Source organism: Hymenobacter plasmatis (assembly GCF_020711255.1).
GTDB lineage: Bacteria > Bacteroidota > Bacteroidia > Cytophagales > Hymenobacteraceae > Hymenobacter.
On the sequence record NZ_JAJFAW010000024.1, the window covers coordinates 74778 to 98509 of the forward strand.

General features: G+C 57.7%; 20 protein-coding genes. 9 read left to right on the top strand and 11 right to left on the bottom strand.

Annotated elements, in window-relative coordinates:
• Positions 1–35: 35 nt before the first annotated feature.
• The 3 genes from LJ738_RS16530 to argS form a co-directional block, all read right to left on the bottom strand.
• Positions 36–626 (bottom strand): glutathione peroxidase, encoded by a 591-nt coding sequence (locus LJ738_RS16530; RefSeq protein ID WP_302717882.1) that lies wholly within the window; start codon positions 624–626, stop codon positions 36–38.
• 74 nt (positions 627–700) lie between these two features.
• Positions 701–1282: an LOG family protein gene (locus tag LJ738_RS16535; RefSeq protein WP_227787491.1), complete on the bottom strand. Its 582-nt coding sequence runs from the start codon at positions 1280–1282 to the stop codon at positions 701–703.
• A 136-nt stretch (positions 1283–1418) separates the two neighbouring features.
• Complete coding sequence (gene argS / locus LJ738_RS16540; protein ID WP_227787492.1) at positions 1419–3215, bottom strand: arginine--tRNA ligase; 1797 nt, start codon at positions 3213–3215, stop codon at positions 1419–1421.
• 232 nt (positions 3216–3447) lie between these two features.
• On the opposite strand from argS, the gene LJ738_RS16545 reads away from it, so the two are divergent.
• Both LJ738_RS16545 and LJ738_RS16550 read left to right on the top strand, forming a co-directional pair.
• Positions 3448–4443, top strand: coding sequence for a hypothetical protein (locus LJ738_RS16545; RefSeq protein ID WP_227787493.1), 996 nt, complete (start codon positions 3448–3450; stop codon positions 4441–4443).
• A 248-nt stretch (positions 4444–4691) separates the two neighbouring features.
• Positions 4692–5897: an alpha/beta hydrolase family protein gene (locus tag LJ738_RS16550; RefSeq protein WP_227787494.1), complete on the top strand. Its 1206-nt coding sequence runs from the start codon at positions 4692–4694 to the stop codon at positions 5895–5897.
• Positions 5898–6126: 229 nt separating this feature from the next.
• Here LJ738_RS16550 and LJ738_RS16555 read toward each other — a convergent pair whose 3' ends face one another.
• Positions 6127–7101, bottom strand: a complete 975-nt coding sequence (locus LJ738_RS16555; protein WP_068193395.1) for an arginase — start codon at positions 7099–7101, stop codon at positions 6127–6129.
• A 326-nt stretch (positions 7102–7427) separates the two neighbouring features.
• On the opposite strand from LJ738_RS16555, the gene LJ738_RS16560 reads away from it, so the two are divergent.
• Together LJ738_RS16560 and LJ738_RS16565 are read left to right on the top strand one after the other, a co-directional pair.
• A complete protein-coding gene (locus tag LJ738_RS16560; protein ID WP_227787495.1) occupies positions 7428–8822 on the top strand; it encodes a type III PLP-dependent enzyme domain-containing protein in 1395 nt (464 codons plus the stop codon).
• 100 nt (positions 8823–8922) lie between these two features.
• Positions 8923–9078 carry a hypothetical protein gene (locus LJ738_RS16565; RefSeq protein WP_157781048.1) on the top strand — a complete coding sequence of 52 codons (156 nt, stop codon included), beginning with the start codon at positions 8923–8925 and terminating at the stop codon, positions 9076–9078.
• 168 nt (positions 9079–9246) lie between these two features.
• Here the strand turns inward: LJ738_RS16565 and LJ738_RS16570 are convergent, their stop codons facing one another.
• Entirely contained in the window at positions 9247–9762 is a 516-nt protein-coding gene (locus tag LJ738_RS16570; protein ID WP_227787496.1) for a D-glycero-alpha-D-manno-heptose-1,7-bisphosphate 7-phosphatase, read from the bottom strand.
• Positions 9763–9832: 70 nt separating this feature from the next.
• Between LJ738_RS16570 and hemG the strand changes: the two genes are divergently transcribed.
• The 3 genes from hemG (at position 9833) to LJ738_RS16585 (ending at position 13096) form a co-directional block, all read left to right on the top strand.
• Positions 9833–11155, top strand: coding sequence for a protoporphyrinogen oxidase (hemG, locus tag LJ738_RS16575; protein WP_227787497.1), 1323 nt, complete (start codon positions 9833–9835; stop codon positions 11153–11155).
• Positions 11156–11283: 128 nt separating this feature from the next.
• A complete protein-coding gene (locus LJ738_RS16580; protein ID WP_227787498.1) occupies positions 11284–12051 on the top strand; it encodes a polyprenol monophosphomannose synthase in 768 nt (255 codons plus the stop codon).
• Between the two features lie 121 nt (positions 12052–12172).
• A complete protein-coding gene (locus LJ738_RS16585) occupies positions 12173–13096 on the top strand; it encodes a TerC family protein (RefSeq protein ID WP_227787499.1) in 924 nt (307 codons plus the stop codon).
• A gap of 18 nt (positions 13097–13114) precedes the next feature.
• Here LJ738_RS16585 and LJ738_RS16590 read toward each other — a convergent pair whose 3' ends face one another.
• Positions 13115–15190 carry a transglycosylase domain-containing protein gene (locus LJ738_RS16590; protein WP_227787500.1) on the bottom strand — a complete coding sequence of 692 codons (2076 nt, stop codon included), beginning with the start codon at positions 15188–15190 and terminating at the stop codon, positions 13115–13117.
• A gap of 215 nt (positions 15191–15405) precedes the next feature.
• Between LJ738_RS16590 and purB the strand changes: the two genes are divergently transcribed.
• A complete protein-coding gene (gene purB, locus LJ738_RS16595) occupies positions 15406–16746 on the top strand; it encodes an adenylosuccinate lyase (RefSeq protein ID WP_227787501.1) in 1341 nt (446 codons plus the stop codon).
• Positions 16747–16785: 39 nt separating this feature from the next.
• On the top strand, positions 16786–17880 hold the full coding sequence (locus LJ738_RS16600) for a glycosyltransferase family 9 protein (protein WP_227787502.1): 1095 nt from the start codon (positions 16786–16788) through the stop codon (positions 17878–17880).
• A gap of 46 nt (positions 17881–17926) precedes the next feature.
• Here LJ738_RS16600 and LJ738_RS16605 read toward each other — a convergent pair whose 3' ends face one another.
• From LJ738_RS16605 to LJ738_RS16625, 5 genes are all read right to left on the bottom strand, one after another.
• Positions 17927–19090, bottom strand: a complete 1164-nt coding sequence (locus tag LJ738_RS16605) for a glycosyltransferase (protein ID WP_227787503.1) — start codon at positions 19088–19090, stop codon at positions 17927–17929.
• Between the two features lie 132 nt (positions 19091–19222).
• Entirely contained in the window at positions 19223–20200 is a 978-nt protein-coding gene (locus LJ738_RS16610) for a glycosyltransferase family 2 protein (protein WP_227787504.1), read from the bottom strand.
• On the bottom strand, positions 20193–20717 hold the full coding sequence (locus tag LJ738_RS16615; RefSeq protein WP_227787505.1) for a DUF4199 domain-containing protein: 525 nt from the start codon (positions 20715–20717) through the stop codon (positions 20193–20195). Before LJ738_RS16615 ends, LJ738_RS16610 begins: the two co-directional genes overlap by 8 nt.
• A 48-nt stretch (positions 20718–20765) precedes the next feature.
• Positions 20766–21323, bottom strand: a complete 558-nt coding sequence (locus LJ738_RS16620; protein ID WP_317206808.1) for a DUF4199 family protein — start codon at positions 21321–21323, stop codon at positions 20766–20768.
• Between the two features lie 77 nt (positions 21324–21400).
• Positions 21401–23467, bottom strand: a complete 2067-nt coding sequence (locus LJ738_RS16625; RefSeq protein WP_227787507.1) for a BatA domain-containing protein — start codon at positions 23465–23467, stop codon at positions 21401–21403.
• Positions 23468–23732 lie beyond the last annotated feature (265 nt).

Below are 23732 nucleotides of genomic sequence, written 5' to 3' on the forward strand. Positions count from 1 at the left end.
GCATGACGGACTTTTCTGTATCCTTGAAGCAGGGGCTACTTCATAATGTCGGCCAGCAGCTCGGGGCTCAGGGGCTTCACGTCTGACTTGTAGAATTTCACCACGTGCCCGTTCTGGTCGACCAGGTACTTGCAGAAGTTCCAGCTGGGGGCACTGTCTACGGCGCCGTTCTGGGTCTTGTCGGCCAGGAACTTGTAGAGCGGAGCGGTGTCGTCGCCCTTCACCGATACCTTGCTGAACAAGGGGAAGGTCACGCCGTAGTTTTTCTCGCAGAAGGTGGCAATCTGGGCTTCGGTGCCGGGCTCCTGGCCGCCGAAGTTGTTAGCGGGAAAGCCCAGCACGGTCACTTTGTCGCCGTGCTTCTTGTAGAGCTCTTCCAGCTCCTTGTACTGCGGCGTGTAGCCACACTCCGAAGCGGTGTTTACAATCAGGAGCTTTTTGCCTTTAAACTGGCTCAATTTCACGTCCTTGCCGTCGATGGACTTCACCGTGAAATCGTACACGGACTTCGGGGCGGCTACGGTTTCAGAAGAGTTGCTCATGGGAATGGGTTGGGCTGGTTTTGCAGCGATGAAAGCTATTGCCGCGGCTGCGGTGGCCAGCGTGAGAAGAGTGGACTTTTTCATTGATTGGAGCGGCGGGATTCATCCGCCGCCTGCATAACTCTTGGTAAGCCAGTAGGGTTTTCGGCCGCGCCGGATTAAGTGGTGGGCGGGGTGAGCCACTTTTCGAGCTGCACCGGCTGGTAGGCCGCGAGCTGGGCCAGCAGCGCCACGGGGTCGGGCGACTGCAGGAGCTGGGTGCGGTTTTCGGCGCGCAGCAGCTCGTCGTCGCGCATGCGGTCGAGGGCCAGCAGCAGGTGGTCGTAGTAGCCGTCTACATTCAGCAGCGCCACCGGCTTGCGGTGCAGGCCGAGCTGGCCCCAGGTCAGGACCTCAAATAGCTCTTCGAGGGTGCCGTAGCCGCCGGGCATAGCGATGAAGGCATCGGCGCGGTCGGCCATCAACAGCTTGCGCTCGTGCATGCTTTTCACCACATGCAGCTCGGTGCAGCCCAGGTGGGCCAGCTCCTTATCGGCCAGAAAATCAGGAATAACCCCTACCACTTCCCCGCCGTGAGCCAGCACCGCATCGGCAATGGTGCCCATCAGGCCCACGCGCCCGCCGCCGTACACCAGCGTGAGGCCCTGGGCCACCATGGCCGCGCCCAACGCCTGGGCTTGGGCAATGTAGAGCGGGTTGGTTCCGGCGCTGGAACCGCAGTAAACGGCAATGCTTTTCATATGCATGTAGCGCGGACTTTGTAGTCCGCGTATCACCGCAGGGCGGCGAAATTAATTTGGCGCAAAATCGCGCATTTGATAAATAAAGGGGCCAGCATTCGCCGCACGCGGCGATACGCGGACTACAAAGTCCGCGCTACATGCGCTCGGGCACCTGCATGCCCAGCAGGCCGAGCGACACCTTTATCTGCTCGCCTACGCGGGCCGACAGCGCCACCCGCAGGCTGCGCTTGGCCACGTCGGTTTCCTGGAAAATGGATACCTCGGCGTAAAAGCGATTGTAGGCTTTGGCCAAATCGTAGGCGTATTGGGCTACTACGGCGGGCGACAGGTTGCGGGCGGCATCGGCCACCACGGCGGGGTAGCGGGCCAGCTCCTGCACCAGCTCGCGCTCGGTGCCGTCCAGGCTGGCGATGCTGCTCCAGTCGGCGGTTTCGTCGATGCCCAGCTCGGCGGCTTTGCGGCGGATGGCGGCAATGCGGGCGTGCGAATACTGGATAAACGGCCCCGTGTGCCCTTCCAGGCTCACCGACTCTTCGGGGTTGAAGAGCATGCGCTTCTTGGGGTCCACTTTCAGCAGGTAGTACTTCAGCGCGCCCAGGCCCAGCATGTGGTAGAGCTCTTCCAGCTCAACATCGTTCAGGCCTTCGGTTTTGCCTTTTTCGAGGGTGGCGGCTTTGGCGGCGGCCACTACGTCGCGCACCAGCTCATCGGCATCCACCACGGTGCCTTCGCGCGACTTCATCTTGCCCGAGGGCAAGTCCACCATGCCGTAGCTCAGGTGGTGAATGGCCTCGGCGTAGGGCTTGCCCAACTTGCGCAGGGTGGCTTCCAGCACCTGCATGTGGTAGTTCTGCTCGTCGGCGATGACGTAGATGCTCGAGTCGTAGTGGAAATCCTGGTACTTGAGCTCGGCCGTGCCCAGGTCCTGGGTGATGTAGACGCTGGTGCCGTCGGCGCGGAGCAGGAGCTTTTCGTCGAGGCCCTCGGCCTGCAGGTCTACCCACACCGAGCCGTTTTCTTTCTTGAAGAATACGCCTTTGCTGAGGCCCTCTTCTACACGCTCCTTGCCCAGCAGGTAGGTTTCGGACTCGTAATAATACTGGTCGAAATCTACGCCGATGTTCTTATAGGTTTCGTCGAAGCCTTCGTACACCCAGCCGTTCATCTGGCTCCAGAGGGCTTTCACCTCGGGGTCGCCGGCTTCCCAGGCCTGCAGCATTTGCTGGGCCTCGGTCATGAGGGGAGCTTGCTTTTTGGCAATGTCGGTAGTCACGCCTTCGGCTTCGAGCTGCTTGATTTCTTCGCGGTAGTGCTTCTCAAATAGCACGTAGTACTTGCCGGCGAGGTGGTCGCCCTTCATGCCCGCGCTCTGGGGGGTTTCGCCCTGGCCGAAGTGCCGGTAGGCAATCATCGACTTGCAGATGTGGATGCCGCGGTCGTTCACCAGGTTGGCTTTGGTGACGGTGGCGCCAGTGGCTTTCAGAATCTCAGCCACTGAGTAGCCCAGGAAGTTGTTGCGCAAGTGGCCCAGGTGCAGGGGCTTGTTGGTGTTGGGCGAGGAGTACTCGACCACCACGCGGCGCGGGGCGTCGGGCAGGTTTACGGGCGCTTCAGCCGGCTGCGTGCGCAATTGGTTAAATACCGTGAGCCACTCCGAATCGGCCACTTCGAGGTTCAGGAAGCCTTTCACCACGTTGTAGCCGCTCACGCGGGGCTCGTTGGTTTTCAGCCACTCGCCCAGCGCTTGGCCGATTTGCTCCGGGCCTTTGCCGAAGGCTTTGGTGAGCGGGAACGTGACGAGGGTAAAGCTGCCGGCAAACTCCTTGCGCGTGGGCTGAAGCGTGAGGCTGGCGGCGGGGATTTCTACGCCAAAAACAGCCTGAGCGGCGGTTTGCAGGGCGGTTTTGAGGGACTGTTCGAGTTGTTGCACGAGGCAAAGGTACGGGCTGGCGTTAACCTCGTCCTCTGCCCACCTCACCAAAAGAAGGGCCGCCAGTTCCGGTTCTATTTGCTGGCTGCTGACCTATCGCCCAGCGGACGAGTAACCCGCCGAAATTCGAAGTAACCTGAAGCCCCTCCTTTGCCTAGCGAATATTTACTGTCCTATATTAGTATCTTTTTAAATTCCATGTAAATTTTATAGATACTTAAATCAAGCACACGTGATAATCAATCTGCCCTCAAGCAAAGACTTTGATAATCTTGCAAATAGCTGCTTAACCCAAGCTTTTAATATTGTTTTTGAAACAGACAAGCATGTCTATGACAATTTTGACAAGGACCTACAAGATGATGTTTGGACTTACTCACAAGAGAAATTAAATACAGCCGTTGTGTTACTCCATCAAGGAATTGAGGCGTTCATGAAGGCAAGTGTAAGCTTAGTTACACCATTGCTGTTGATTGAAGGAAAGAGGTCTGATTGGCCAGTGCTGCCAAAACAGCGGGACAAAGAATTTAATGATTTCTATACAACGCCTTCAGAAGCGTTGCTCTATACATTTTATGCAACTACAAAAAAGGATGTTGACGAGGCACTCATTAGCCATATTGAAGAGATACGTAAAGTAAGAAACCAAATTGTACATGGCATTTCTAGGACTAGGCTCAACCCTAAGTTTTTAGTTGATAAGATTTTAGACACTTATTTATTCTTCAAAGGCAAGGATGCTTGGTGGGAAGCGGTTAGTGGATTTCATTTTAATCATCCATTAACTGGATATTATGATTTGAGTATCGAAACAGCGCAATTCGCAGAAAGACTAGATTATGCTTTGAACATGGTTGGGAAATCCAAAATGGCTAAGCACTTTGCTATCAACCTTAGAGGAAGAAGTTATTTCTGCCCAAAATGTCTTCAGGATTACGTCCGTGGAGTTGGAGAAGATTATAAATATGCTTGGGCATTCTTAACTCCCAATAGTGCTAGTTCAACTTCAGTAACTTGTTTGAATTGCGGTAATGAAAACAAAGTAATCAGGCAGCCATGCCCCTATGATGGGTGTAAAGGCAACGTACTTTATCGTATTGAGGACCTGAGTAAATTCAACGATGCTAGTGTAGCATTAACTGATGAAGCTCCCGAAGCAATGGAGGATGAACATGGGTTTTGCTTAACATGTCAAGAAAATATTTGGTGGAAGGTTCAAGAGATATAAGGTGAAATGACACGTACAAAAAGCCCCGCCAGCTACTGGTGGGGCTTCCTGTTTCTTTAGCGGCTTAGGCGGCGGGCTTGGGGGCCGGGTCTCCTTAGCTGAGGGAAACTTGCCGCTGGCTGCCGTCTAGCGCACAATGCCTACCAGCGGCAAAGCAGCCAATCTGCCATCGGGTACTGACCAGTTGTCGGAACGTCGGCGCTGCGAAGCAATGTTGGGCATGAATTCTTGCTCTAATTCTTCGCCACGTGCTGCTATCCCGTTTTTTCTTCCCTTCCAAATACCGTTTCCTGTGGCTGTTTGTGGCGCTTGTTGCCTCCCCGGCCTGCAAGAACACAGCTCCCGAACCCGCCGCCGCAGCCCCCACCGCCGATACCTCGGTCCTGGCCGGCAGCACGCTGATTGGCGAGTATAGCGCCGCCACCCTGGGAAGCCGCGTGCAGAGCGTGCCGCTGGCCGGCAGCCTGGTGCGCTACCCCATTCGGGTGTACCGCCTCACCTACCACACCCGCACGCCCGAGGGCACTGAGACCACGGCCTCCGGGGCGGTGCTGGTGCCGGTGGCCACCGCAACCCTGCCGGTGCTCAGCTACCAGCACGGCACGCTGGCGCCCAGCAGCGAAGGCCAGGCCCCCTCCTACTACGCCTCCGGCAGCGACGTGTGGACGGTGGTGTCGGTGCTGGCCTCCACGGGCTATGTGGTGTCGGCCCCCGACTACCTCGGCTACGGTGCTTCCAAAAGCCTGCCCCACCCCTACGAGCAAGCCGCCTCGCTGGCCTCCGCTTCGGCCGACATGCTGCGGGCCACGCGCGAATTCTGCCAGCAGCAGAACGTGACCCTGAACCAGAAAAACTTCCTGCTGGGCTACTCCGAGGGCGGCTACGCGACCATGGCGCTGCACAAGCTGCTGGAGGAAAAGTACGCCACTACCCTGCCCGTTACGGCCAGCGCGCCCGGCGCGGGCGCTTACCACAAGTCTGCTTTTGCCCGCTACATTCTCAGCGCCACGCAGCCGCTCAGCTTCCTGAGCACCTACGTGTGGGTACTGCGTACCTACGACCGCATTTATGCCCTGAACCGGCCGCTGTCGTTCTACTACCAGGAGCCCTACGCCACCCAGTTGCAGGCCAACCCGTTTGCCGCCGTGCCCAGCCAGCAAGACCAGCTGTTCACCCCCGCCTTCCGCCAGGCCGTGCTCACTAACTCCGACGCGCCGCTCGCCGCCGCCCTCACCGCCAACGACATCTACGACTGGCAGCCCCGCGCCCCGCTGGCACTGTTCCACGGCACCGCCGATGACTACGTGCCGTTCTTCAACTCGCAGGATGCCTATGATGCCATGCAAAAGCGCGGCGCCACGCAAGTTGAGCTACACCCCATTGCCGGCGGCAACCACTTCTCCTCGACCACGGAGTACACGCTGGGGGCTTATGCGTTTATCAGCAAGTTTTAAATAGCCAACTAAGGGGGCTGTCGATTAGTGGCAGAAATTAAAAGACCGGTCATACAAAGCGCAGCGAACCGGAGGTCGGCGTAGTCAAGCAACTTTACCGCGCCTCTTGTCATGCTGAAGAAGGAAGCATCTTATCACGTTGGAACGAGTCGTTCAGCGGTGAGAGGATGCTTCGCTGCGCTCTGCATGACAGACGATTTTGCTGCTGGCCGCAGTTCGGCCAGCCGCCTTACCGGCTCACCACTTCATCCAGCCGCAGGCGCTGCTCAATGGCCTCCGTAGCCGCTTCCAGAATGTTGAAGGCATTCTTGGCCATGGTGTTCTCGCTGTCTAGCGTGGGGTTGATTTCGACCATCTCGAAGCACACCACCCGGTCGTTTTCGAGCAGGGCGCGGCACAGGGCAATGGCTTCGGGCACGTCGAGGCCCAGCTCAACGGGCGTGCCGGTGCCCTTGCTGAAGCGCGAATCCAGGGAGTCTACGTCGAAGGAAATGTAGACCATGTCGCAGAAGCGCAGCTGTTCGTAAATCTCGCGGGCTACCTGGCGCGGGCCTTTGGCGCGGAACTCGTCCAGCTTGAAGTTCTTGATGCCCAGCTGGTCGATGATGGCATTTTCCTGCTCCTCGGTATCGCGCACCACCACGTACACCAAGTGGTTGGGCGTGAGCTTGGGGCCGGGCTCGCCCAGGTCCTTGAGGCGGCGCCAGAAGAACTCGGTTTCGGGGTCGGGCTGGTTGCGCTGGTGCGAGAGGTTGTCCTGTCCCAGGGCGGCGGCCAGCGGCATGCCGTGCACGTTGCCGCTGGGGGTGGTGTAGGGCGAGTGGATGTCGGCGTGGGCATCAATCCACACCACGCCCAGAGTTTTGTGCGGGTAGGTGGCCTTGATGCCGGCAATGGTGGCGTTGGCGCTGCTGTGGTCGCCGGCCAGCACCAGCGGGAACTCGCCAAAGCGCAGCGTTTGCTCCACGGCGTTGGCAATGCCTTTTTGCACGGTGTAGATGGCGTCGATGTGCTTGGCAAACGGGAACGGGTTCTTGTCGAACAGCACGTGGTTCAGGTCCGGCACCACCACGGAGTTGAAGCGGCGGAAATAATCGGAGCCTTTGTTGAGGCAGGCCACGCGCAGGGCGTCGATGCCCATGCTGGCGCCCCGCGTGCCGGCCCCCAGTTCGGAGCGGACTTCCAGTAATTTGATGCGTTTCATCGGGTGGGAATTTGGGTAGGACATGGGGCATCGTTCCAAGGGGATTCATTCAACAATTATCATTCATCAATTAACAGTCGTTCAATCCGTTAGGAGTGCCTGCGATTGTTAATTGTTAACTGATAATTGTTAAATGAAAAAACCTTCGAGCGCTGCCTTGCGGTAGAGTAGCTCTACCGTAGCCAAGTCGCTATCATTCCATCGTCACGATGCGAGGCGGGACAGCGGTAGAACAACGGATTGTTCCCACTACTTCCCAACCTCGGCGGTACTTTTGACCCGCCGACTGCAAAGGTCGGGTTTTCCCGCCGCATTCAAAAACCCGAATGGATACGTACCACGACCTCATCTCCCAAACCTTCGATTTTCCCACGGCCGATTTTACCGTCCAGGACCACGAGCTCCGCTTCCACGACATCGACCTGATGGCCCTGGTGGAAAAATACGGCACCCCGCTCCGCCTCACCTACCTGCCCAAAATCAGCTCCCAGATTCAGCGGGCCAAGAAATGGTTTGCCGATGCCATTGCCCAAACGAACTACCAGGGCTCGTATTCCTACGCCTACTGCACCAAGTCGTCGCACTTCCGCTTCGTGCTGGAAGAGGCCCTGAAAAATGACATCCACCTCGAAACCTCGTCGTGGTTCGATATCAGCATCATCCGCAACCTGCATGCCCAGGGCAAGGTCGACAAGCAGAAGCACATCATCTGCAACGGCTTCAAGCCCGAGGCCTACAAAAAGGAAATCGCCGACCTGATTAACGACGGGTTTGTGAACTGCATGCCCATCATCGATGCGCCGAACGAAATCGAGTACTACCACGACCACGTGCGCGAGAAGGTGAACCTGGGCATGCGCCTGGCCTCCGACGAGGAGCCGCGCTTCCAGTTCTACACCTCGCGCCTGGGCATCCGCTACGCCGACGCCATCCCGCTCTACGAGAAGCGCATTAAGGAAGACCCGCGCTTCGAGCTCACCATGCTGCACTACTTCATCAACACCGGCATCAAGGACACGTCCTATTACTGGTCCGAGTTGAGCCGCTTCGTGCACAAGTACTGCGAGCTGCGCAAGGTGTGCCCCACGCTGGCCACGATTGATATTGGCGGCGGCTTCCCCATCCAGACCAGCATCCAGCCCGAGTACGACTACCCCTACATGGTGGCCGAAATTCTGCGCACCATTCAGCGCATCTGCAAGGAAGAAGGCGTGCCCGAGCCCAACATTTTCACCGAGTTCGGCATCTTCACCGTGGGCGAAAGCGGGGCCACCATCTACTCTATCCTGGACGAGAAACTGCAGAACGACAAGGAGCTGTGGTACATGATTGACGGCTCGTTCATCACGAACCTGCCCGATACCTGGGCGCTTAACCAGCGCTTTATCATGCTCGCGGTTAACGGCTGGGAAAGAGGCTACAAACGGCTGCAGCTCGGCGGCCTCACCTGCGACTCGCAGGACTACTACAACGCCGAAAAGCACATCTACCAGGTGTTCTTGCCCGAGCGCAAGCCCACCTACGCGCAGCCGCTCTACGTAGGCTTCTTCCACACCGGCGCCTACCAGGAAAGCCTGAGCGGCTACGGCGGCATCAAGCATTGCCTCATCCCCGCGCCGCAGCACGTCATCCTCGACCGCGCGCCCGACGGCACGCTTATTGACACGGTGTTTGCGCCGCAGCAGGAAGCCGCCAGTATGATGAAAATCCTCGGATACTAATAATGCAATTTCTGCGTTGGTAATTTTTCTTAAAATATAGGTGTAGCTCCTTATCTTTGAAGCTGAACCCCGTCTCCCCTCACCCGTTTTCTTTATAATTATGAAAAAGCTCGTTCTGCTCGCTGCCGGTTTTGCGGCCCTTTCGCTCGGCGCTTGCAACCGCCAGGTTTGCCCCGCTTACAGCAGCACCAAAGCAGCTAAGCCCGTTTCCGCGCCCATCACGGCCAGCACCGCTACGCCTGCCGAACGCCAGTAGTAACTGAGCTGGATTGCATAAAGAAGGCCGGCCTCCCAAACGGGAGGCCGGCCTTTTTTATATACCGCTGGTCCATGTAGAGACGCGACACTTCGCGTCTCGTCGTTGAACGTTAATGGCTCAACACACCCAAACGGCGCGGACGACAAGACGCAAAGTATTGCGTCTCTACACCCCAAGAATAATATCCGTGGCGGCCTGCAAATCCGCGACGCGGGGCGTGAAATCGACCGATTCAGTATGCCCTACCATGATGCCGCGCACGCCGATTTTCTCGCCGGCTTCCATGTCGCGGTACCGGTCGCCCACAATCCAGCACTGCGACACGTCGAGGTTGAACCGGGCCACGGCTTTTTCGAACATGCCCGAATCGGGCTTGCGCATGATGGAGTCGCTCACGCTGGGGTGCGCATCGCTGAAATAGAGGGCGTCGAGGGCGTGGCTGCAGGCCGCCTGCAGCTTGGTGTGGCAATCGAGCACATCGGCGGCGGTGTAGAGCTTTTTGGCAATGCCGGCCTGGTTGGTCACCACCACAAGGTAGTAGCCGGCTGCCTTCAGGCGGGCCAGGCTCTCGGGCACGCCGGGGCTCACCACGAAGTCGTCCAGCTTCCAAACGTAGTCGCCGATTTCGTCGTTCAGGACGCCGTCGCGGTCCAGAAACACGGCTTTGTTCTTTGTTTTCATTGGCGCAAAGCTACGGGCCAACCGCAGTAGTGCGGGGCTAACTTTGCAGCCCAATTCGCGCAAGCTCCTTATGAAAATTGCCATCATCGGCGGCGGCATCAGCGGCCTCACCCTGGCCTGGTACCTGCAGCAGGCCGGCGTGGCCTACGACCTGTACGAAGCCGACGCCCGGCCCGGTGGCAACCTGCTCAGCCGGCACATGCCCGAAGGCTACCTCCTGGAAGCCGGCCCTAATTCCCTGCAGCTGAGCACCGAGCTGGAAGAGCTGCTTGCCGACCTGGGCCTGAGCGACCAGATTGAGGACAGCGCGGCTGTGAGCAAGCACCGCTATGTGCTGCGCGGCGGGCGCTACCGCCAGCTGCCCGGTTCGCCGCCCACCCTGCTCACCAACGGCTTTTTCAGCCTGAAAGCCAAGTGGCAGCTGCTTCGGGAGCTGCGCCAGCCCGCGGCCCAGCCCAACGCCCACGAGACTGTGGCCCACTTTTTCCGCCGCCGCTTCGGCCCCGAAATCGTGGACTACGCCGTGAACCCCTTCATGGCCGGCATCTACGCCGGCGACCCGGAGCGCCTGCTGCTGCATAAAACCTTTCCCCAGCTCGCGGCCCTGGAGCAGGAATACGGCTCGGTGCTGCGCGGCCTGGCCAAAACGGGTAAGGGCGCCGCGCGCCGGCGCATCGTCACGCTCCGAGCCGGCGTGCAAACCCTTACCGATACGCTTGCGGCCCGGCTCACCCATTACCACCCCAATACCGCTGTTACCGGGGTGGCTCGCCTCGCCGATGGCAGCTACCAGCTTCAGCTCAACTCGGCGGCGGCCGCTCCTGGCTACTCTCACCTGGCCCTGGCGCTGCCCGCTTTTGCGGCGGCCTCCCTCCTGCAGCCATTGTTCCCAAAGGAATCGGCTGCTTTGGCGGCCGTGCAGTACCCGCCCATGAGCGTCGTTTTTTCGGCTTACGACCGGGCGGCCGTGACGCACCCGCTCAACGGCTTTGGGGCGCTGCACCCCAAGGTGGAAGGCACCTACGCGGCCGGCTCCATCTGGACCAGCTCCATTTACCCCGAGCGGGTACCCGCCGGGCAGGTGCTGTTTACCACGTTTGTGGGGGGGGCGCAGTACGAGGCCGCCGCCAACCAAGCCGAGGGGGCCCAGAAAGCCGCCGTACACGCCGAATTGAGCCGTTTTTACGGCATCACGGGGGCGCCGCGGTGGCAGGGCCGCTACTTTTGGCCCCGCAGCATTCCGCAATTCGACGAGCACATTGTGGGGGCGCACGCGGCCGCATTGGCCTTAGAACCCGAGCACATTCTCGCCGTGGCCAATTGGTGCAGCGGGGTAAGTGTGCCGGACTGCGTGCGCCATGCCCGGCGCGTAGCCGCGGCTTTAGGGGCTTGAAACCAGGTGATTCCTGCCTCGTCTTTGCCGCCGAAAGCATAGGAATATTACGATTTACGCCCTAAATAGCACCTTGGGAATCAGCACGGCCATGCAGCTTCGTGCGGGCAGGCCCTATCTTTGAGCCCATGAGTGAAGGCCTCGTCCTAATTCCTACCTACAACGAGCGCGAAAATGCAGAGCTGATTATCCGCAAGGTGATGTCGTTGCCGCGGGATTTCGATGTGCTGATTATTGATGACGGCTCGCCCGACGGCACCGCCGCCATTGTGCGGGGCCTGCAAGCCGAATTTCCGGGGCGCTTGTTTTTGGAAGAACGCAGCGGCAAGCAAGGTTTGGGCACGGCCTACCTCCACGGCTTTCGCTGGGCGCTCGCACACGGCTACGAGTACGTGTTTGAAATGGACGCCGACTTCTCTCACAACCCCGACGACTTGATTCGCCTGCACGATGCCTGCGCCTACGAGGGCTACGACATGGCCATCGGCTCGCGCTACATCCAGGGCGTAAACGTGGTAAACTGGCCCATGTCGCGGGTTTTGATGTCGTATTTCGCCTCCTGGTACGTGCGCCTGATAACGGGCATGCCCATTCGCGACGCCACCGCCGGCTTCAAGTGCTACACCGCGCGGGTGCTGCGCGCCATCGACTTGGACAGCATCCGCTTTGTGGGTTACGCGTTCCAGATTGAGATGAAATGGCTGGCCTACCAACTGGGCTTCCGCATCAAAGAAGTGCCCATCATCTTCACCGACCGCACCCGCGGCACCTCCAAAATGTCGAAAGGCATTGTGGAGGAAGCCTTCTTCGGCGTGCTGCAGATGAAAATGGGCAGCTGGCTGCATCCGCTAAAGCCCGTGGGGCAGCGACAGCCTGGCGACGCACACGTTAGCTAGTGCGGGCAGAAAAGGCATCCAAGCGGGGAATTGTGCTAAGTCAGGCAGTATTGGAGGTGGCAGCGGTATGCGTGCCGCTTTGCCAACCTGCACCTTGCCCCGGCGTATCTTGCCTCCACGCATGGAAAATTCTCCCCTGTTCTGGCTGGCCTTTAATGCTTTCGTAATTGGGCTGCTACTGCTCGATTTGTTGGTCTTCAACCGCAAGGCCCACGAAATAAAGTTGCGCGAAGCCCTGAGCTGGAGTGTGTTTTGGGTCGTTCTTTCGCTGTGCTTCAACGTGCTGGTGTACCGCACCATGGGCTCCGAAGCCGGCCTGCAGTGGCTCACCGGCTACTTAGTAGAGAAGGCATTGAGCGTCGACAACCTGTTTGTCTTCCTGCTCATTTTCAACTACTTCAAAGTACCCGCCCAATACCAGCACCGCATCCTGTTCTGGGGCGTGCTGGGTGCGCTTATTCTGCGCGGGGTGTTCATTCTGGTGGGCGGGGTCTTGCTGGCCAAGTTTCACTTCCTGATTTACCTGCTGGGGGCCTTCCTGGTGTACACCGGCATTCGGATGGGCCTTACTGGCGACGAACCCGAAATCGACCCCGAAAACAACCCCGTGGTGCGCTTTCTGAGCCGCCACCTGCCCATTACCCGGCAGCTGGACGGCGGCAGATTTTTCATCCGCCGCGACGGCCTGCGCTTTGCCACGCCCCTGTTTGTGGTGCTGGTAATGGTCGAAACCACCGACGTCGTGTTTGCCGCCGATTCCATTCCGGCCATTCTGGCCATCACGCGCGACACCTTCGTGGTATTCACCTCCAACGTGTTTGCCCTGCTGGGCCTGCGGGCCATGTACTTTGCCCTGGCCCGCATGATGCGCGTGTTTCACCACCTGCACTATGGCCTCTCGCTTATCCTGGTCTTTATCGGCACCAAGATTTTAGTCGAAAGCATCTTCCCCATTCCCATGCCCATTGCCCTGGGCGTAGTAGGCGGCCTACTCATCCTGAGCGTTTTGGCCTCGGTAGTGTGGCCGAAAAAGGAATCAGAATAACTGCTTGCGAGCGAGGCCCTACTTGGGTGCTTTGGGCGGCTCCACCTCTGGCGCACCGGAGTTCACGCCGGCATCGGGCGTAGCGGCGCCGGTGTTCAGTAGGTCAATCAAGTTGAGGGGCTCAAACTGGCTGGAGTCGGCGGCGGCAGTGGCGCGCGTGGTATCGGGCCGCGGCGCGAAATGCATGAACTGCTTGGCCGGGCCCCGCAGGTTTAGCGAGTATGCCAGGTTTTCGCGGTCCGCATCTGTAATCAGGCCGCGGGTGGCCATGATGTTGGCAATCAGCCGAAAGAAGTAGCGCGTGCTGCTCCGCAGGCCACCGTAGGAATCGAACGAGTAGCGCGAATACTTGGGCTTGGGAATGATGCTGGCCAGGTACAGGCTCTCGGTCAGGTTGAGCTCGCTGGGGCGCTTGCCGTAGTAGAACAGGGCCGCGTCTTTCACGCCGTACACGCCGCGTTTGCCGCTGGGCCAGCGGTACTTGCTCGGGCCCCACTCAATGATGTTTAGGTACACCTCAAACATGCGCTGCTTGCTGGCCAGGTGCGTGTTTTCGAGCAGCCACACAATCAGGGCTTCTTCTATCTTGCGGGCCACTGTCTTCTGCCGGGTTAGAAACACGTTCTTGACCAGCTGCATGGAAATGGTACTGCCGCCGCGGGCAAAGCGTTTCTCCTTGATGTTCTGAATGGCCGACTTCACAAACGCCTGCTCCATAAAGCCTTTGTGGGTAAAGAAGCGCGGGTCCTCGGCCGTGGTAATGGCGTGAATAAGGTACGGCGAGACTTCGTTGTAAGGCACAAAGTCGGGGTTGGGCGGGCCCACAACAAAGGTGCGCACAGAGTCGCCCTTGTCGTTGTACACGGTGTGCAGGAAGGCCGTGTTCAGCTTGTTGAGGTCTTCGTCGCCGAAGCTGGTGAGCTTGAAGTTCTTGCCCCGCAGGCCGGAATCAAATTTCAGGCTGTCGACGTGCGCCATGTCCAGGCTGCCGCGCAAGTGATAAGTGAGCGTACCCGTGCCCTTCACGCCCCGCACCTCGTCGAAAATACCCGTGGGCAGCGATTCAAAGAAGTCGTTGGCCGGGGTCTCGGCCGACGTCACGTTGATGCTGACGGCCCGGCTGGGCTTCAGGCGCACGTTGATTTCGGGAAAGAGCACGATTTTGTTCACCGTGACCTTGCTGCCCTTTTCTAGCACCGCGGTGCCGCGGCCCAGTGTGGCCACAAAGTCCAGGGCGCCGCGCTTTACTTCGATTTCGTCGGCCGCCAGCTTGGGGTGGTACAGGCTAAAGTTGCGGGCTGCCAGCGAGCCACGCACGGTAAGCCTGCCACCGGTGTCGTCGTTGTCGAAGTCCTTGCTATCAATGCGCACCAATACCGTATCGAAGCTTACCAAAGCCCCAAAGCGGCGCGGCACGTACGGCAGCTGCACCGAGCCGCCCACGCCAAACACCCGCGCCGAAAGGGCGTAGTCGCCCGGCTCAATATGCCCGCTGATGCCCAGCTCGTTTGATACCGAGTCGATGTTGGCCGTGAGCCGGCCCGAGATGTCCCCGTCCTTAATGCTAAGCTCGGGCAGGCGCAGCAGCGCCGTGTGATGCGGGCTGTAATACGTGACGAAAAAATCTTTGAAGCTGGCTTCGCCGGGTACATTGTCGAAAACCGTTTCGAGCACCTGGTTCAGGAGCATCCCATAGTTGGTGCCCTTCGTAGTGTTGCGCGGCACAGTGCTGGTTTTCTGTTTTTTAATCAGAAAGCCGTAGTTGTCGCCCTTAGCGGTTTTGTGAGGCGTGAGGCGGGCCGTGATGATTTCGAGCCCACTGAAAACCGGCCGCCCCGCAAACAGCGACCGCACACTCAGGCTAGCCTCCAGTCGCTTGGCAGTGAGCAGGGTATCGGTGGGGTTAGCACGCGGCACGAGGCTTAGCCCATCGATTTCTACGGTTTTAAAACCCGAAAATTGGGCTGGCCCCAGGGTGAGAATCACGGGGTATTTGCGCTCAACCTTGGCTTTTACTTCGCCCAAAGCGTAGGTCAGCAATTGCTGCCGCTTCCACTGAAACACGGCGAAAGCCAGCAGAAGAAGTGCAGCCAAACTGCCCAGAATGCCGATAAGAAGTCGTTTGGTGGAGGGGGATATGCGCACGGAACTCAATAAGATGGGCTGGATAGCCAGCGCCAAAGGTAAGAAAAACGGTAGCGGCAAGTGGAAATTTCATTGCCGAGTTGGAGGTACTATACGGGTAATGTGTCGGGTACGGGGGAGCAGGCCCTGCCGGCGCGCTCATTTCAGCGAGTACTTTTGCATTCATGCCCAGCCCCCTTACCGCCCTCTCGCCCCTCGACGGGCGCTATGCTCGTGCCACCGCCCCGCTGGCCCAGCGCTTTTCCGAAATGGCCCTGATTCGCTACCGCGTACTGGTCGAAGTCGAATATTTTATTTCGCTGGTTGAGCTGCCCCTGCCGCAGTTGCACGGCGTATCGCCCGAAATCTTCCCGGCCCTGCGCCGCCTCTACGAGGCTTTTAGTGAAGCTGACGCCGAGGCCATCAAGGCCCACGAAGCCATCACCAACCACGACGTAAAGGCCGTGGAATACTTCCTGCGGGACCAATTCACGGCCCTGGGCCTGGGCGCCTACGTCGAGTTTATTCACTTTGGCCTCACTTCGCAGGACATCAACAACACGGCTATCCCAATGAGTTTCCGGGATGCGCTGATGGGCGAGTTGCTGCCGGCCTACGCCCGCGTTCGCAATGCCCTGGCCGACCGCGCGCAGGAGTGGGCCGCCGTGCCCATGCTGGCCCGCACCCACGGCCAGCCGGCCACGCCCACCCGCCTGGGCAAAGAAATAGATGTGTTTGTGGCCCGCCTCGACGCCCAGGTAGCGCTGCTGGCCCAAATACCGTTTGGGGCCAAGTTTGGGGGCGCCACCGGCAACTTCAACGCCCACCACGTCGCCTATCCTCAGATAGACTGGCACGGCTTCGCTACCACCTTCGTCAATGCGCGCCTGGGCTTGCATCGGTCCTTCCCGACTACCCAGATTGAGCACTACGACCACCTGGCGGCCCACTCCGACGCTCTCAAGCGGCTCAATACCATATTGCTCGACCTGGCCCGCGACGTGTGGCAGTACATTTCCCTGGGCTATTTCAAGCAGACCATTAAGGCCGGCGAAGTAGGCTCTTCGGCCATGCCCCACAAAGTCAACCCCATCGATTTTGAGAACGCCGAGGGCAACCTGGGCGTGGCCAATGCCCTGCTCGAGCACTTTGCCGCCAAGCTCCCCATCTCCCGCCTCCAGCGCGACCTCACCGACTCAACGGTGCTGCGCAACCTGGGCGTGCCGCTCGGCCACATCCTCATCGCCCTTGGAGCGCTGCAGCGCGGCCTGGGCAAGCTGGCCCTGGACGAAACCGCCCTGCAGCGCGACCTGGAAGCCAACTGGGCCGTGGTGGCCGAAGGCATCCAGACCATCCTGCGCCGCGAAGCCTACCCTGACCCCTACAACGCCCTCAAGGCCCTGACCCGCACTGGCGAGGCCATCTCGGCGGCCAGCATCCGGGCGTTTATCGAGTCCCTCGACGTGAGCGACTCCGTTCGGGCCGAGTTGCTCCACATCACCCCTTCCAATTATGTAGGCGCCTAAAGTCCTCCTAACTTTGGCCCCCACCTTTTTTTAGCCCACTTGACGCTCCACCCCGATTGCCGCCACTTTCGCGGCGACCTGCCCTGCCGCCCCAACAAAACCCACGGCTATGTGTGCGAGGGCTGCCCGGCCTACGCACCCGTCAGTAGCCGTGTGCTCATCATCAAGCTCGGGGCCATCGGCGACGTCATTCGGACTACGCCGCTGCTGCGGCGGCTGCGCCAGGAACGGCCCAACTGCCACATTACCTGGCTCACGCACACGCCCGCCATTCTGCCGCAGCACGAGGTCGACGAAATTCTGAAATTTGATTTCGCCAGCGCCTTGCAGCTCCAGGCCCGGGAGTTCGACGTGGTAATCAACCTCGACAAGGAAAAGGAAGCCTGCGCACTGCTGAACACTATTTCGGCGAAGGAGAAGTTCGGCTACGCCCTTCGCTCCTACGACGGCGTGGCCTGGCCCCAGAACGAGCTTGCCGAGCACAAATTCCTGACCGGCCTCTTCGACCAGGTCAGCCAAGCCAACACCAAGCCCTACGTGCAGGAAATCTTCGAGCTCTGCGGCTTCGATTTCCGCGGGGAAGAATACGTCTTTGACACCCACGAAGACAAAGGCTACGACTGGAGCCAGCTGCCGCCCGCCGGCCTGCGCATCGGCCTCAACACCGGCTGCGGCGACCGCTGGACTACCCGCCTGTGGAGCGACGAAAAGTGGATTAGCCTAATTACCCAGCTGCAGCAGGCCGGCTACGCCCCCGTGCTGCTCGGCGGCGAGGCCGAAGCGCCCCGCAATCAGCACCTGCAGGCCGCCACCGGGGCCACGTACCTGGGCACCTTCCCGCTCCCCCAGTTCATCAACCTGATGCATCAGATGGATGCCGTGGTTACGCAGGTGACCATGGCCATGCACATCAGCATTGCCCTGCGCAAGCCCACCATATTGATGAACAACATTTTCAACCCGTACGAATTTGACCTCTACGGGCGCGGCCAAATCGTGCAGCCCAACCGGGAATGCGTGTGCTTTTACCGGGGCACCTGCAAGCTGGGCACTAGCTGTATGGAAGACCTGCCCGCCGAAAAGGTGTTCGCCGCCGTGCAAGCCACGTTGCCCATACCAGCAGCAGTTCGCTAGCAGTTGAGCTGAAATCTCTGCCGGTTTATTTACAATCGAGCGGCAACTACTTCAGCTCAACTGGCTTCGGTTGCTCGACAGTAGCGCCAGCCACTTCTTTTAGGGCAGCCACCATAATGGGCCACGAAAACTGCTTTTTCTGCTCGCGTACGCCGGCTGTAAAAGCTGCCTCCCGCTTCTGTGCATAAAAATCCACTACCGCATCAGCAATGGCTTTCGCGGTGGGCGGCACTACGTAGCCCACTACGCCGTCGGGAATTAGCTCAGCGAGCCCGCCCACGTCCGTCACCAGCATCGGCCTTTCAAAGTGATACGCTATTTGCGACACGCCGCTTTGGGTAGCGTTTTTGTACGGCTGCACGATTAAGTCCGACGCACAGAAATAATCCACCACCTTCTCATTGGGAATGAAATCGGTGGCTCGGACTATCCGCGTTTCTAAATTATACCGCTTAATCAAGGCCTCATACGGCGCGGCATCTTCGTAGAATTCGCCGGCAATAATCAGCTTCACCGGCAGGGCCGCAATCCGCTCATCGGCAAATGCTTCGAGCATGATATCCAGCCCTTTGTAAGCCCGGATGAAGCCGAAAAACAACAAATAACCAGTAGTATCCGGTAACTTAAGTGCCTCTAATGCTTCTTGTTTAGACTTTATCGGTCCGAAATTATCGTAGAGCGGATGCGGCCGGTACAGGGCCGGTTTTCGGCCAAACCCACGTCGCTGCAAGTCGCTCAATACGCTGCGGCTCATGGTCACAAACCCATCACATGCACTGAGGAAATAACGCGTGAGCGGCCCATCGCCCGGCCGTTTCTCGTGGGGAATCACATTGTCGGTAATCGCCACCACGCGGCTGTGGCCGTTGCCGCGCACCAGCCGCGCCACCGTGCCCAATGCCGGCCCCATAAACGGCAGCCAGAACCGAAACACCACCATATCCGGCCGCTCGGCCCGCAACCGACGCCCCACCCGCCACCACGACAGCGGATTCACCGAGTTCAAGCTCACTTCAATATCCAAATCCGCCGGCCCCGCCTCGGTGCTGAACTGCGTCTGACCAGGAAAAAGGAAATCAGGGTATTGCAGCGAAAATGTGACAATGTGCACCTCGTCGCCAGCTTCTTTGAAAGCCCGCGCCAGCCGCTCATTATATGTGGCCAATCCGCCCCGCAAAGGGTACGCCGGCCCAATTATTACAATCCGCATTTAGTAATTACGTACTCGTCCGAAAGTACCGGCTTTCCCTTTTCCGGGTGGTTCAGGGCTGTTGATTTGTGGCTTGAGCTAAAAGTATCCGTCGGCAGTTGAGCTGACCGAGAACACCACCGTTGAGCCAGCTCAATTCAGCGTTTCCCGCACCAGATAATCATTACGGCGTGGCCCATTCAGTTGCACCATCTCCGCCAGAAAACCAGCTAAAAACAACTGCACGCCCACAATTACCGCTACCAACGCTAGGAAAAATAACGGCTGGTCGGTCACGTTTCGCGCCCGCAGGTTGTGGTAGGCCAGCCATACTTTCTCGCCCGTCAGCCACAGCGTGAGCAGCATGCCAAAGAAAAACGACAAGCTGCCCAGCGTGCCAAAGAAGTGCATGGGCCGGCGCCGAAACCGGCTGACAAACGTGATGCTGGCCAGGTCCAGAAAGCCGTACACAAACCGCTCCAGCCCAAACTTCGTGACGCCATACTTGCGCTCTTGGTGCTGCACCACCTTCTCGCCAATGCGGCGAAAACCGTTCCACTTCGCAATCACGGGAATGTAGCGGTGCATCTCGCCGTACACCTCAATGCTTTTCACAACGCGCTGGTCGTAAGCCTTTAAGCCACAGTTAAAATCGTGCAGCTTAATACCCGAAATCCACCGCGTAGCACCGTTAAACAGCTTAGTCGGAATGGTCTTCGACAGCGGGTCGAACCGTTTCTGTTTCCAGCCACTCACCAGGTCAAATCGGTCCTCCGTAATCATCCGATACAACTCGGGCAATTCCTCGGGCGAGTCCTGCAAGTCGGCGTCCATCGTGCATACCACCCGGCCGCGCGCCGCCTCAAAGCCCACATTCAACGCCGCCGACTTGCCGTAGTTCCGGTTGAAACGAATGCCCCGCAACGTGGCATCGCCCGTGGCCAATGCTTCGATAACGCCCCAGGAATCATCCGTTGAGCCGTCATCAATCAAAAGCACCTCATAGGTCAGCCCACGCGCAACTAGCACCCGCGCAATCCATTGGGTCAGTTCGGGCAACGATTCTGCTTCGTTGAGCAGCGGAATTACGATAGATAATTCTACCGGAAATACAGCGGACGATTTATTCAAACTCAGGCTTCGAATGCTTAAGAAATGCTGAAATGACTAGCGCCAGCAACACACCAAAAAAAACAGTCCCCAACACCACGCCCACCAGCATTATCGGACCATTCATGAACTTACCAGCCATGGCCATGCCTTGGTCGATTTGTTCATCCGACAGGCCTCCCCTCGCCTCCATGTCCGTGCGGGCCTTCTCCATCATGCGGCCCACTACCTCGGGGTCGATGATGTTCATGTACACATAAGAGAAAATGGCGCTCAGCGCCCCAACTACCGCCGATAATATCGTGCCGATGCCCAGACCCTCCCCAAAGCGCATGAAGCCGTGGTTATTCTCCTTGTAATACCGCATGGCCATTACCATGCCGCCCGCCAGCACCAGAAAGCTTATAAACCGCAACGGGCTTTGCTCCATGTGGGCAGCGAATAAGCCGAACGATACGATAATGCTAATCAGCCCAGTGAGCAGGCCATAGCGCATTCCTACCGAAGCAGTTGTAACTGGAGTAGCGTTTGTTTCCATGTGAATTAATGTTGTGAAAGGTGTGAGTGAGCCGAAAGATAATCCGAATTATTCCCGCAGAAATATTCCCGCTGGCACGGCCAACACCAAACCAAGCACCAGCACCTGCAAAAAATTGCTCGTGGCTATGTCGCCTACCGTCATATTTTCCACGCTTTGAATCTGCTGCCGCTGTTGCTGCGCCGATACCACCACCTTCGCGTTTTCGTGCTGTTGCGCCCGCACAATTTCCATTACTTCGGCCCGCTGCCTGGCCAATGCCGGCTCTCCAGCGGCATACGCCAGCCCCACTACACTGCCTGCCGAAACCAGCGCCGCGAGCAATGCCGTCAAGGCGCCTACGCCTAGCGAGCGGCCCAGTCCGGGCTTCTCGGGTTGCAACTTTCGCCGCAAAACCCACTCGCTGGCCACTGCGGCCAGCGGCACCAGCAACTGAGCCATTATTTGCTTGGGGCCAAAGCCATTATTGCCGGTTAGCTGTAATCCCACCATCCAAGCGGCACACAACATTCCCACTCCGACTCCAAAACGCAACCCCAACCGCGTAACGATGCCCGAATCAGACTTCATAGCGGGAGTATTCGGTTCGAAGGAAGAAACAGTCATAAAAATGCACCTATTAAAGCGGCAAGTTACGAGCCATGCGCCACCAGACCCGTCAGATTGCTCACAAAAGCACAATTCTATGCCGCTACTTTAACCCTGACAACCGCACGCCGGGTCCCATAACGAATTAGTAGGGCCTCGGCCAATAAACACATCAACGCCAAAGCCAAAAAGTAACGCCACAACGGCTGCCCCGTTTGCTGAGCCTGAAACTTTGCCAAATCCGCGCCGCTTTCTCCTGCCTCCAGCACCCGAATATTTGGCCGATTCCCGACCATTTTCCGCAAGTCATCAGCCGAATAAGCAGCCAGTTCTGATTCTCGCTTATCCATATTAAAGGCCAACGTGGTGATTGGTTTCCCCTGCCGCTGCACTTGGTAGAATCCCGGTGAATCCATTCCCTCCGGCAGTTCCAGACGCACTTCTTGGCCCAACACTCGCTGGGCCGGAATGAAGGTCAAACTATCCTTTACAAGCCTAAAGCCCGCTTCATCGGCCGCTCCATTAGGTCTTGCTAGCTCATTGTTCGTTGTTGGCAATTGTAACGTCACCGTTGGTTGAGTCAACGAGTAAGCCGGAAATTGCTCATTCCGGTAGCTCAGCATGGCCATACGGTACATCACCGGCACAAAGAGCGCATGCGCAGTAAAGTCAGAGTACTCTTTTGAAAATGGAGCTGAAAAGACATAGACCCGGCCAGCACCAGTCGGGAAATCAGCAAGGTAGCTCTCCCCATCCCTCAGCCGCAGGATATCTGTTCCCGTCCGTGTCCAGCGTAGCACCGGCGCCACACGGGGCATAGTCACGGCGCGCTGTTGGGCCCCAAATACATCCCGAAAAAACGGTTCCCGAGCACTGGGCATGGCCACATCCCGTAGTTCCGGCGTGCCTGTCACATTCTCCCACTGAGCAGTACCCAGCCCTAAATCCTTAAACAGTTGCTGATACGAATTGTGCGCTGCGGGCGAGGCAGAAGGGACTACTACAACATTTCCACCACGCTTTACTACTTCTCGCAACCCTTCACGCAGCCCTGCATCAATCGCCTCCACTTCTCGCAATATCACCAAATTAGCTTGCCGCATGGCGGCATAATTGACACTTTGAGGCTTAGAGTAAGAATAGGTAAAAAGGGGCTCGTTACCATAGAGTTGTTGAGCCACCGGCTCTGGCCCAATTTCTAATACTCGGATAGCCGCTGCGGGCTGCAGCGTGAAATAGAAAGTATTATCAAAAGTCACAGGAGTGTCTTCAGTGACTACTCTCCCCAATGCCAGCGCATTATCATTTAACTGCACTTGAACAACGGAAGCCGCAGCCTGGCCTGGCTCCACAGTCACTCGAAAAGCTGCAACCTGCCTATTTCCCAAAAACACCTTAACCGGGCTATCATTTGCTACTGCTAGCCCTCCATTTCGAACCCGTACATGCAACCCAATATTGGTACGAACGCGCACAAAAGCATCGTCGAGCCACACACTATCAACATACAAGTTGCCAACCTTCTTCCCCACAAGCGGCACCAAAACCACATTCTGAGCTGGATTTATTTTGGCTAACAGTTTAGGATTGAATGAATCCTTTTGAAAATCAGATAAAATGAATAACGAATTTTTGGATTCAGTTTGAGCTTCAGCTGCCTCATCAATTTTATAATAGGGGTTCCGACTGGTCAATTTTAATTCATCCAGTTTATTCTTATAAGCGGCTTGAGTAACCAATCCATTACCGCTATTCATTAGCTTGAGTCTACCACTTGCGGACTCTAAATTGCCCAAACGCCCAGCTTGAGAAATTGCTCCCTGAAATAAGGAACCCTGCGCAGCACCCTGTAGCTGCATACTAAAAGTATTATCGACTAACACATCAAGCACACTTGAGTTAGCCTCCTTTACGCTTTGTGCAGCAGGGATAAAGGGTTTGCAAAAAACCAGTACCATTGTAGCAACTGCCAAAACTCGCGCCAGTAGAATAAATAGATGCTGCACCTTTCGATGTCGCACAGTTACTAAGTCTACCTCCCTTATAAAAGCTGTATTGGTAAATAGCAGCCGATGTGGCCGACGTAACTGAAGCAAGTGAATAGCTATGGGAATGGCAATTGCCAGCAGTGCCAATAAGAACCAAGGATAGGTCAGCTTCATACCAAATGAAAATTGATTAACCGAAAGTATGGCTTACGCCTGTTCTAATTAAGAACAATAAAGTGCTAACTATGAAATAAATTATCAATCACTACTGCGCAAAATTGGTTAGCAACCCTCATAATATCACTAATTATGGCCCTCGGCTCGCGGACGGTTGGGCCGCAAAACGCAAAACGCCCCCCGCTCGGCTGGTGAAAGCGGCGGGGGGCGTTACTCGTAAATAAGGTTGGCGGCGACCGACTCTCCCACCGGTGAAGGCAGT

Excerpts from the sequence above, each read along its gene's own strand:
- LJ738_RS16605 (WP_227787503.1), bottom strand. The coding sequence starts at position 19,090 with ATGCGGATTGTAATAATTGGGCCGGCGTACCCTTTGCGGGGCGGATTG.
- LJ738_RS16585 (WP_227787499.1), top strand. The coding sequence starts at position 12,173 with ATGGAAAATTCTCCCCTGTTCTGGCTGGCCTTTAATGCTTTCGTAATT.
- LJ738_RS16565 (WP_157781048.1), top strand. The coding sequence starts at position 8,923 with ATGAAAAAGCTCGTTCTGCTCGCTGCCGGTTTTGCGGCCCTTTCGCTC.
- LJ738_RS16580 (WP_227787498.1), top strand. The coding sequence starts at position 11,284 with ATGAGTGAAGGCCTCGTCCTAATTCCTACCTACAACGAGCGCGAAAAT.
- LJ738_RS16530 (WP_302717882.1), bottom strand. The coding sequence starts at position 626 with ATGAAAAAGTCCACTCTTCTCACGCTGGCCACCGCAGCCGCGGCAATA.
- purB (WP_227787501.1), top strand. The coding sequence starts at position 15,406 with ATGCCCAGCCCCCTTACCGCCCTCTCGCCCCTCGACGGGCGCTATGCT.
- LJ738_RS16625 (WP_227787507.1), bottom strand. The coding sequence starts at position 23,467 with ATGAAGCTGACCTATCCTTGGTTCTTATTGGCACTGCTGGCAATTGCC.
- LJ738_RS16620 (WP_317206808.1), bottom strand. The coding sequence starts at position 21,323 with ATGACTGTTTCTTCCTTCGAACCGAATACTCCCGCTATGAAGTCTGAT.
- LJ738_RS16535 (WP_227787491.1), bottom strand. The coding sequence starts at position 1,282 with ATGAAAAGCATTGCCGTTTACTGCGGTTCCAGCGCCGGAACCAACCCG.
- LJ738_RS16570 (WP_227787496.1), bottom strand. The coding sequence starts at position 9,762 with ATGAAAACAAAGAACAAAGCCGTGTTTCTGGACCGCGACGGCGTCCTG.
- LJ738_RS16615 (WP_227787505.1), bottom strand. The coding sequence starts at position 20,717 with ATGGAAACAAACGCTACTCCAGTTACAACTGCTTCGGTAGGAATGCGC.
- hemG (WP_227787497.1), top strand. The coding sequence starts at position 9,833 with ATGAAAATTGCCATCATCGGCGGCGGCATCAGCGGCCTCACCCTGGCC.
- LJ738_RS16560 (WP_227787495.1), top strand. The coding sequence starts at position 7,428 with ATGGATACGTACCACGACCTCATCTCCCAAACCTTCGATTTTCCCACG.
- LJ738_RS16555 (WP_068193395.1), bottom strand. The coding sequence starts at position 7,101 with ATGAAACGCATCAAATTACTGGAAGTCCGCTCCGAACTGGGGGCCGGC.